This window comes from Acetobacter estunensis (assembly GCF_011516945.1).
GTDB classification, from domain to species: domain Bacteria; phylum Pseudomonadota; class Alphaproteobacteria; order Acetobacterales; family Acetobacteraceae; genus Acetobacter; species Acetobacter estunensis.
Genome location: NZ_WOTH01000062.1, coordinates 1 through 10,029, shown reverse-complemented (window position 1 = coordinate 10,029; position 10,029 = coordinate 1). Strand labels below are relative to the sequence as shown.

7 protein-coding genes and 3 pseudogenes are annotated in these 10,029 nt (G+C 53.7%); 7 read left to right on the top strand and 3 right to left on the bottom strand.

What is annotated here, in order from left to right; all coding sequences use genetic code 11:
* Both GOB87_RS15605 and GOB87_RS16910 read left to right on the top strand, forming a co-directional pair.
* The coding region (locus tag GOB87_RS15605) for a transposase (RefSeq protein WP_194303379.1) at nucleotides 1-351 on the top strand (351 nt) is incomplete at its 5' end.
* Between the two features lie 181 nt (nucleotides 352-532).
* Nucleotides 533-673, top strand: a pseudogene (locus GOB87_RS16910) (IS5/IS1182 family transposase); the annotation flags it as partial.
* Between the two features lie 622 nt (nucleotides 674-1,295).
* Here GOB87_RS16910 and GOB87_RS15595 read toward each other — a convergent pair.
* Nucleotides 1,296-1,637, bottom strand: coding sequence for a hypothetical protein (locus GOB87_RS15595; RefSeq protein ID WP_166318850.1), 342 nt, complete (start codon nucleotides 1,635-1,637; stop codon nucleotides 1,296-1,298).
* 87 nt (nucleotides 1,638-1,724) lie between these two features.
* Entirely contained in the window at nucleotides 1,725-1,892 is a 168-nt protein-coding gene (locus GOB87_RS15590; RefSeq protein ID WP_166318841.1) for a hypothetical protein, read from the bottom strand.
* On the opposite strand from GOB87_RS15590, the pseudogene GOB87_RS15585 reads away from it, so the two are divergent.
* Nucleotides 1,821-2,595: pseudogene (locus GOB87_RS15585) on the top strand (IS5 family transposase). The gene GOB87_RS15590 and the pseudogene GOB87_RS15585 overlap by 72 nt on opposite strands.
* A gap of 171 nt (nucleotides 2,596-2,766) precedes the next feature.
* On the opposite strand, the gene GOB87_RS15580 reads toward GOB87_RS15585, so the two are convergent.
* Entirely contained in the window at nucleotides 2,767-3,045 is a 279-nt protein-coding gene (locus GOB87_RS15580) for a transposase (protein ID WP_198911733.1), read from the bottom strand.
* A 907-nt stretch (nucleotides 3,046-3,952) separates the two neighbouring features.
* Between GOB87_RS15580 and GOB87_RS15575 the strand changes: the two genes are divergently transcribed.
* From GOB87_RS15575 to GOB87_RS15560, 4 genes and pseudogenes are all read left to right on the top strand, one after another.
* Entirely contained in the window at nucleotides 3,953-4,975 is a 1,023-nt protein-coding gene (locus GOB87_RS15575; RefSeq protein WP_264806386.1) for a ParA family protein, read from the top strand.
* Nucleotides 4,975-5,868, top strand: a complete 894-nt coding sequence (locus GOB87_RS15570) for a ParB/RepB/Spo0J family partition protein (protein ID WP_166318847.1) — start codon at nucleotides 4,975-4,977, stop codon at nucleotides 5,866-5,868. Before GOB87_RS15575 ends, GOB87_RS15570 begins: the two co-directional genes overlap by 1 nt.
* 65 nt (nucleotides 5,869-5,933) lie before the next feature.
* Entirely contained in the window at nucleotides 5,934-6,767 is an 834-nt protein-coding gene (locus GOB87_RS15565) for a replication initiator protein A (protein ID WP_166318844.1), read from the top strand.
* A 977-nt stretch (nucleotides 6,768-7,744) separates the two neighbouring features.
* A pseudogene (locus tag GOB87_RS15560) lies at nucleotides 7,745-9,904 on the top strand (lactate dehydrogenase); the annotation flags it as partial.
* Nucleotides 9,905-10,029: the final 125 nt, after the last annotated feature.

Below are 10,029 nucleotides of genomic sequence, written 5' to 3'. Positions count from 1 at the left end.
TACGAACAGATTTACTGCGCACGCGGGGATATGGAAAACCGCATCAAGGAATGCCAGCTGGATCTGTTCTCAGACAGGACATCCTCCCATACCATCCGCGCCAACCAGCTCCGGCTGTGGTTCTCGGCCGCAGCCTATGTCCTGCTCACCGCTCTGCAAAAGATGGCCCTTGGGCAGACCTCTCTGGAGAAGGCGACCTGTGGCACCATCCGCGCACGACTGCTCAAAATCGCGACACGTGTCACGCTCAGCGTCCGTCGGATTGTCCTCTCCATGCCGGACATGTTCCCCTGTCAGCATGAATTCGCCCTCGCTCATGCACGATTGCGAAGGCTCCGGCAGGCCATCTGAAGAAACAGACAGTGCACAGACCACATAGCTTCCACCAACACTGCCTTCTCAGGCCGTGACACCCTCACTGCGTTCAGAACCCGCCGCCAGAAGCAGAATATCGTCAATATTCCAGATCGGGCTCCTGTGGGATGACTGAATTCTACAAAATGACCCGAAATTGCCTCAAGTGTGAGAAATCCGCGTCGAGATGCTGTTTGTCCACCTCAAGGGGATTCTGAAACTGTATCGCCTGCGATTGCGCGCCCCAAAGGGCGCTCATGATGAGTTTCTCCTCGCCGCAACCGCCCCCAACCTCCTCAAGATGGCAAAACTCGCTCCACTCCGCATGGCGATAGCGACAGGGGTGGCAAAGAGACAAATCAGGCTGATCCCACGAGTGCTTTCATCACCAACCGCAACGAGAATTTTTCAACACAATCTGGGGAATAGCGGACTGTCCACGAATCAGTTAATAGAACAAAAAGGAGGTATTCGCGTAAGTCTGATACAAGATATATAGCTAAATACGACAGTTGTTAAGACGCGAACGACCCGGAGAGTATCCAACGTAGAGTGATTTGCTGTGGCAAATCACCCTTATTTGGGACTATATTATACTATACTTAGTTATTATATTAAATGTAAAAATAGCGATACCATACAATAAACTTGCATATACTATACAATTAAATATAGCGCTAAACCAAAACAACTTCATCTTATTTTTATCTAGAAATAATTTCACGTAAGGTGCTACCAAATAACAAATAAAAGATGCCATCGCAAGTATTGAAAGTTTTCCAATTATATTATACCATACTCCCGAAAATATTGCTATATTGATCCTTAGAATAATGGCAACAACAAGAATAGCAAGTACCGATGCTAGAATAATTATTTTAGGTTTTTGACCATTTTTTGTATTCTTTGTGATCAAAAAGAAGAAGGAAAAAGCGATTAAACTAAATGCACAGTCTATTAAAAACCACTTTCCAAAACCTATTTCCAAAACCTATTTCCGCATAATCATGATACACACCTTCGTTTGTGTACGGAATTATCGCTAATACGATAAACATGGAGATTGGTATAAAAAATTTATACTGAAAATCCGTTATTTTATTGAATTCAGACTTTAACTTGTTTCGTTCTTCTGGAATATCTTCATCATAGAGCGCCGCTTTTTGAGCATTATTATTCGAAAGTAAACCCATAAAAACTGCCCAAGCACCAGCAAGGAGCGTGAAGCCGTGAGCAGAGACCCATGGCCAATGCTGGTCGATTAACCCTGTTATATGTCCCATTAACGTCTCCGAAGTAGCCATCTATTTATTTAAGAGCGGACAAACGCGTTTCTATTACGAAATTTAACTTGAAAACAAGAACTTCAGTTAGACGATGTCGTCAGTTAACGGATAGCGATACTGACCTTGTACGTTGACGCGTTTTATGATGTTTTCTTCCTGTTTTTCGGGTAAGATTTGTTGATGCGGCGGTATGGTCTGAGCGATGGTCAGTGGGCTCGGATAAAAGGCCTTCTCCCGGATCGTGAAGGCCACGTCGACGATATACAGCCGCGGATAACCGTCTGTTTGTGGAAGCGGTTCTGTATCGCTACCGCGCAGGTACTGCCTGGCGTGATCTGCCAACCCGTTTGGGAGACTGGAAGAATGTCCACCGGCGACTGCGCCGCTGGTGCGAAAGCGGTGTGATCGAGCGCATTTTCCGGTATCTGGCTGCTGACCATGATAGCGAATACATGATGATCGACAGCACAATAGTCCGTGCTCACCAGCATAGTGCGGGTGCCCGTAAAAAGGGGGCGCGGCTCAGGCCATCGGACGGTCCCGCGGCGGACTGACCACGAAAATCCACGCTGTTGTCGATGCCGTGGGAAAGGCTGTGACGCTATCCCTGACTCCCGGATAAAGGACCGACATCAGTAAAATTAAGCCATTGCTCAATGAAACCGATTCCGAAACCTTTCACCGCCGACAACGTCTATGATGCCGATCGCTAATCGAAAAACTCAAAGAGCGGCAGATTACAGTCGTCATCCCTTCAAGGAAAAACCATCGCTATCCACGGAAAATCAGCTTTCAACTCAACAAAAACAGAAACATCATCGAACGCATCTTCTTCAAACTGAAGCAGTTCAGAGGCTAGGCGACACGCTATGCCAAGCTGAAGTCAACCTCCATCGCAGCAGTGCAACAGGTCTCCACCATCATGGGAATTAACTCACAAGACGTCCTAGTCTGACGGATAAGGGAAAGCACGCAAAAGTGGCTCTGACCGCTCTCATGCGGCGTCTTGTCATTCTGGCAAATGTTCTGTTACGCAATGACCGATTATGGGAACCACGCCACACTTGACCAACGCAGATATTCATTCTTTGAGATAAAAAATGAAGCTTGCTGCGATGTGGATCGGCTACATGAAAGTACGAGCGCAGCGGTCATATCTGGTCGCGACACGCCTCCTGCTTTTCAGTTTTACGAACATATTTTCGATGATGTGGCGCTTTTTATAGAGATGCCAGCCGGAAGGTGGCTTTGATTTCCGGTTCTTCTTCGGCGTAAAACAGGCGGTGACATGCCGGTTTGCAAGCGACTGCCTGATTTTATTGCTGTCATAGCCGCCGTCCCCCATGACTTCTGATGTTTCATCCGGATGGTTGTTCAGCAGGTTATCAGCCCCTTTGAAAGTCACTGACCTGACCCGCAGTCAGATGCAGCCGGACCGGAGATCGTGGACCAGAGCCTCGAAACATCCCGCTTCCATCCAGCGCCGGATCTGCTGATTGGCGTAGCGAGCGGCGCCTTATAATCACCCTTTGTTGCTTTTTATAGAATTCTCGGAAAGCACAGTTGCTGGAAGAGTTCCGCGTCTTCCGACGCCGTCGCAAAGAAAAGAGTGCGACCGGAAGGCTGCAGGTGGTTTCAGTAATGATTCGCGCGGCATTCCCATGTTTCGAGCGCGCCAGATGAGGCGCAACCGGTCCGTCCGATCATTTGAGCGCCGCATGGTCTCCTGAACACGATGGCGCCCGCAAGGGCCAGCATACAAGCACGATGCGACGCCACCTCCACGTACCAGAACGAATATTCGTTTTCGTACAATGGTCCTAGAACTGACATTAGTCGCTTAACACGACCAAACACATGCACATGTGCAATAGCACCAACTGATTTAAATACTCAGACGGAGCAGGCATGCCAGAGAGAGAGGTCGTTAGTGGCGCCAGTCTCCAAATCTCCGATCGACCTGATTACAGCACCGGCCATGTTCTGACGTCAGAACATGGATCACAGTAACCTGAGCATTCCTCAGATTCGTCGACCGGCAACACATACCAATCGACTCGCCGCCCACACCGTTGCGAACCAACTACGACCGACTCCGTAACGTTGAGACGATGTTCTGACGTCAGAACATCAAGGTGTCCATACGGGAACGATTGAGCGCCGGACCTCCACACGCCAACCTTTTCGCAGTCCGAGTGGCAATTATTGGCGCGAGAGCTTGACTCCGAGCGTAAGATAAAGACAACATCAACCATCATTGTTGATGTTGATGGCGTTGAGTAACGCAGCATTAAGAACCTGGAGAATTGCACGTGAATGGGCAGGCACTTCGCAACAGCCGGCTAAATCTGCGCTTAAGCCAAGGCGAACTTAAGGATGAACTAAACCGTCGGCTAGGCAGAAGCTATGACAAACCCAAAATAAGCCGATGGGAAAACGATAAGGAACCTATCCCCGATGATGTCGCCGACATAATCGAAAGCATGACTGGCGCTATCCAGGATACAGCGCGGGTCCTGGTCCTCGCCAATCAAAAGGGTGGTGTCGGAAAAACGACGTCATCCCTCAATCTTGCGTATGCATTCTCCTTGTTGGGCTGCCGAGTTCTTTTGATCGATATGGACCCGCAAGCTACAGCCACAGCCGGTATCCTAGCTGGCACGAATACTGACCTTTACCACCAAGGGAAAACCACAGCCCATCTGGTCTTGGGAGGCAAGCCTATTTCGGAAGTGATAGTGCACGCAGGTGTGCTGCCTGACGGCCGGTCACTACCTTTCGATTTCATAGCAAGCCACATTGATTTGGCCGAAACAGACGGAAAGCGAGAGCCTGGCTTCGACGCAGCTCTCCGCGAAGCGTTAGAGCCCGCGCGAGCGCATTACGACTGGATCGTAATCGATGCCCCCCCCAATCTCGGAATGCTGACATGGATGAGTTTAGCGGCGGCCGACGAAGCAATCGTGCCCGTTAGAACTGAGCCCTACGACACTATGGGCGTCGGACTTATTATCGGGACAATAGGAAAAATACAGAGACGTCTCAATCCAAGTTTAAGATTGGCAGGAATTCTCCCAACCCAGTACAGCGTTAGAAAATCTGTCGACCGCGAAGTGCTTCATCATTTGTGGCTGATGATGAAAGACCGTGCGCCCGTCTTGCAACCAGTTCCAGCCAGCGCAGTATACGGCCACGCTGCGCGTGCAGGACGCGTCGCTCTTGAAGCATCACCTTCGGCAAACGCCACGGTCCCGTATCTGAACCTCGCCAAAGCACTTCAATCAAGGACACACCTGCCGCTCGCCGAAATCCAGACCTTGGAGGAAGCTCCCTAATGACAACGAAGCGAAAGACAAAAGCTCCATCACCCATTCTTGGTGTGGCTGCGGGACTAGTCACTGATGCTGGCAATAACTTCATCCGGCAAGGAGGAAGATTTCGACACACTTTCGAAGTGGAAGTCGCGAGTACTGCGCCGGATCCGGACCAGCCAAGAAAAACATTTGAACAAGAAAGCATTACAAAACTTGCAGAGACGATGGATGCTGAAGGACAGCTCCAGCCCATCCTTGTCAGGCGAGCACAGGACAGTACCGCCAAGCATCCGAAATGGACGATTGTAGCGGGTGAGCGTCGTTGGCGCGCCGCAAAGCTCCTCGGCTGGAACACGCTGCTTGGAATTGAGCACGACGGCGATCCGGAGATCGCATCTCTATTAGAAAATTTGCAGAGAATAGACTTGAATCCACAGGAGGAGGCAACCGCTATAGATCGTCTGATTACCCAAAAAGGCTGGTCTCAGACGCAGGCGGCCGAAGCGCTGGGCAAGAGCCGCGCTGAAGTCAGTGCCATCCTCAAGATTCTGACCTTGCCCCCGGAGATATTGAACGAACTAGCGTCCGAACGTGCGGTAGCAAGAAACGCGCTGGTCGAACTCGCGCGTATTCAAGACCCAGATCGGCGCAATGAGCTTATCGAGCAAGCAAAATCCGGGCAGCTTACCGTTAAAGCCATTCGTCTCGGAAAATTAGATGGTGTTCGGGACCCAGAACAACAACTGGGCAAACCAAGACATTTTACTTTTGGATCTGTCGAGAAGATGGCCCACCGTCTGAGCCAGGTTCGGGCTCAACATGTCAATCTCACCGAACTCGACCGCACCCGACTGCACATGCTCAGGGCTGAAATCGACCAGATACTGGAGCAAGCCAAGGATGAAAATCCTTGACCCTTAACCTCACCATCCTCCTACTATTCGGAACATCGCGCACATTCCTCGGGAGCCGGTAACCTATGGCTGGAAACGAAACCGACCTCTTTATCGACTCTCTTGTGGGAGCTCCCCTCAAAGACGACAGGGCACTTATGGAGTTCCCGTTTTTTAGCATCCAGAAACAGCCCAGAATGGAGCCGCTGATTTATGACGATGGAAGAACTCAAATTACGATCGAACCCGGACCAAAGGGATTAGCCACAATCTGGGATAAAGACGTTCTTCTGTACGTTGTCTCGTTGATTAACGAGCGTATCGAACGAGGTATGGATGTTGATCATACTGTCCGCTTCGCGGCTCACGATCTTCTGCGAGTCACAGGCCGCGGAACAGGAAAACGCAGCTATGAGCTCCTTCTCGATGCGCTGTTCCGTCTTCGATCGACCAACATCATGACCTCCATTGAATCAGCGGACGAGAGAGATAGGCGGGGTTTTGGCTGGATTGAGACCTGGCGCGTGGTAGAACGGAAGACGTCAACGGGCCGAAAAATTATGGCCGCGATCGAGATTACTCTGAACGATTGGATGTTTCGCGCGCTGGTCAAAGAGAGACGCGTGCTGACAATCAATCCCACCTATTTCGATCTTGAGAGTGGCCTCGGTCGACGATTATATGAGATCGGGCGTAAGCATCTTGGTAACCAAGACTCCTGGCGAATCAGTCTTGAAAAACTGGCGAAGAAGATTGGGACGTCACGCGAACTGCGTTTCTTCAAACGAGATCTCCTGAAGATCATCAACGATGATGTGATCCCAGATTATAAATTGGCGCTGGAACTCGGCCCGAGAGGTGGACGGCCTGTTGTTGTATTCGAGCATCGAGACAGCGAACACACGGCGGCGAGCATCTGATTCCACGTCATGTGCGCGATATTCCGATCCGTCGAAGTTGCCTGAGCGTTGGACACTCATCAGGAAACTTCCCGCTCCGTCGCTGTAAACGGTGTGCGCGATGTTCCGATGTTTGCTCTTTACACTTTCCTTTGGCCACATTCACGGTCGCTGTCGGAACTCACGCAGCATGCGTGCGCGATATTCCGATCTTTTATGCAACAGTCCCAAAATGAGCGAGACAGCGCGATTTTACTTGCAGATCGCAAGATATAATCGACTCGCGCCACGATTTAACGGCGGTGCACACAACTCGATTGTCAGTTATCCACAGATCGCCACCGCGACAACGGAACATCGCGCACATTCGTTCGGAACATCAAGCACAGCCAAACGGTATATCGCGCACAAAACCAAACAGAACATCGCGCACGCATCTTCGGAATATCGAGCACAAATACTCACGATAACCTATTGATATATATTACATTGTTTGCCCTATAACTCTTTAACAACTTTAAAATAACCTTTTAACGATGTCCTTGGGGATAATTGTCCCTTTCACGCGAAACTCAACCTCGCCACAAACAATAAGAAAGAAGTTCAAAGAACAAAAGAAGCAACAACACTCTAAAATGACATTTATTTTGAGAATAGAAATCTACAATACTCCTAAACCACACAATATGATAAAATATACATCAGACGTATTATAGATATTAATGCGAGTAATCCTGAAATTAGTTAGAACCTTCGCACCAGATCGGCCGGCGCGCCGCAAGGGGTGGCTCCTCCCCGTGCTCGCCGGCTTCGCCGTCTGTGCGCGGGATGCGGTGCCGCCGCTGCGCGGCGCCCTTGCGTTCCCCCGGCCGACCCGGTCGCGATGAAGGCTGAAGGAAAGAGAAAAAGCCTTTCCTGACACCCTGAAAACCTGAACCCGGCAATCCCCCGGCCTGCGCGAGCAGGGCCGGGCGCCGGCGTTTGTACGGAGTCCGGTCATGTCACTCCAGCTCAGCCTTTTTCGCACAACCGCACTCGGCGATCCGCAGAGCGATCTTTTCTGGGGCGAACTCGAAGGAGAAGAGGGAACATCTCCCGTCCCCGCCTCGTCCGTACCCGTTGCCTCGCTCGCCATTCCTCAGACCGACTTCCGTCTCTGCGGCACACGCGGCCTCGCAGACGGTTGGCGGCAGCGCGCCCGCGACAACGTGCTGGCCATCGCCCTGCTCAGAGAACTCGAAGAGGAAGACCGCAACGCCACGGCCGCTGAACAGGTCGTGCTGTCACGGTTTATCGGCTTCGGGGCAGGGGACCTGGCGAACAATCTGTTCCCGCCCGGCCAGGACGGCTTCAAGACCGGGTGGGAGGAGATCGGGGAGAGCCTGCTGGCCACGACTACGGACGCGGAGCGGGCAGGGCTCAAACGCGCCACGCAGTATGCGCATTTCACGCCCGAGACGATCGTGCGTGCCCTGTGGGATACGGCGCTGCGCATGGGCTTCAGAGGCGGTTCCGTGCTGGAACCGGGCTGTGGAAGCGGCCTCTTCATTGCCGCCCGCCCGGAAAACCTTGAAGGCCGGATCGCCTTCACCGGAATCGAGAATGATCCGATCACGGCGCGGATCGCGCGCAAACTCTATCCGAACCAGTGGATCCGCAGCGAGGATTTCACCACGGCGAAGCTGGCGGCCGGATACGATCTCGCCATTGGCAATCCGCCGTTTTCCAATCGCACCGTGCGCGGACCGGAAGGCCTGACCCGCCTCGGACTGAGCCTGCATGACTATTTCATTGCTCGCTCCGTCGAGGCGCTGCGTCCGGGCGGCGTCGCGATGTTCGTGACCTCGCGCTACACGCTGGACAAGACCGACAGCACCGCCCGCCGCACAATCGCGGAGATGGCTGACCTCGTGGGGGCGGTGCGCCTGCCTGCCGGCACGATGCGGAACGACGCCGGCACCGATGTGGTCATTGATGTGCTCGTGTTCCGCAAACGCGGGATCGGCGATCTGCCCGGAGATGAGAACTGGCTGGAAACCGGCGAGGTGCCCGGGAGCAACCAGGGCAACGGACCGCTGGTGATCAGCCGCTATTTCCTCGACCGTCCGGAACAGGTGGCGGGCCGTCATGGCTGGACCACGACACAGTTCGGCTCGGATTACACCTGCGAGGCGGCGGACGGGCTCGCCCCCGATGCTGTGCTGCCCACGGCTCTGGCCCGGATCGGGCAGGATGTGCGGTTCCCGGCCCCGGCGGAGCAGCGCATCGTCAGGCCGGCAGGATCCGACGTTCTGGTCGGCACCGCAGCGGACGGCGCCCTCCTGAAGGAAGGCTCGTATTTCGTCACCAGGGGCGTCCTGCAGCAGATTGCGGACGGACAGGCGGTGACGGTCCCGATCAGAAAAGGCGAGCAGAAGGAAGGCATTTTCCAGAAGCACGCCCGCATCATCTCCGCTCTCGTGCCGATCCGCGATGCCGCCCGGGCGGTCCTGCGGGCACAGATGGAAAACCTGCCTTATGGCCGCCTGCAGGGTGAGCTGAAGCGGGCTTATCTCAGCTTTGTCCGGCAGTACGGTCCGATCAACCTGACGAACGTGACCGTCCGCGTCGATCCGGAAACCGGGGTGGAGAACGAGACCCAGCGGCGCCCGAACCTGACGCCGTTCTATGACGACCCGGATGTCTGGCTGGTCTCCTCGATCGAAGAGTATGACGAGGCGACACAGAAGGGCCGGATGGGACCGATCTTCTCGGAGCGGGTGATCCACGCCCCGGTCGAGCCGGAGATCCATTCCGCGCACGATGCCCTGGCGGTGTGCCTGCATGAAACGGGCGGCGTGGAGATGCCGCGCATCGCCGAGCTGCTGGGACAGCCCGAAGGCGATGTCGTCGCAGCCCTTGGCGAGGCGGTGTATCTCGACCCGGAGCGCAGCACGGACGGGCGCGATGTCTGGGTCACGTCGGATGAGATGCTCTCCGGCGCGGTGCGCACAAAACTGGAGCAGGCCCGCGATGCGGCCCGGGCCGACCCCCGCTACGCCCGCAATGTGACGGCGCTGGAAGCCCTGCAGCCGGCCGATCTGCGCCCGTCCGAAATCACGGCGCGCCTCGGAGCGCCCTGGCTGCCGGTCAGCGACATCGTCGCCTTTACCGCCGAGTGTTGATTTTCACTGAGAACTGGGTTCTTCCGCACTTTTCGTGATGGGTATCTTGTACTGAGGTTCCGGAACTGGGAAATCCAGAAAGTCGTTCACTTTCATGGATATTCCCCAGTGTCACGCCT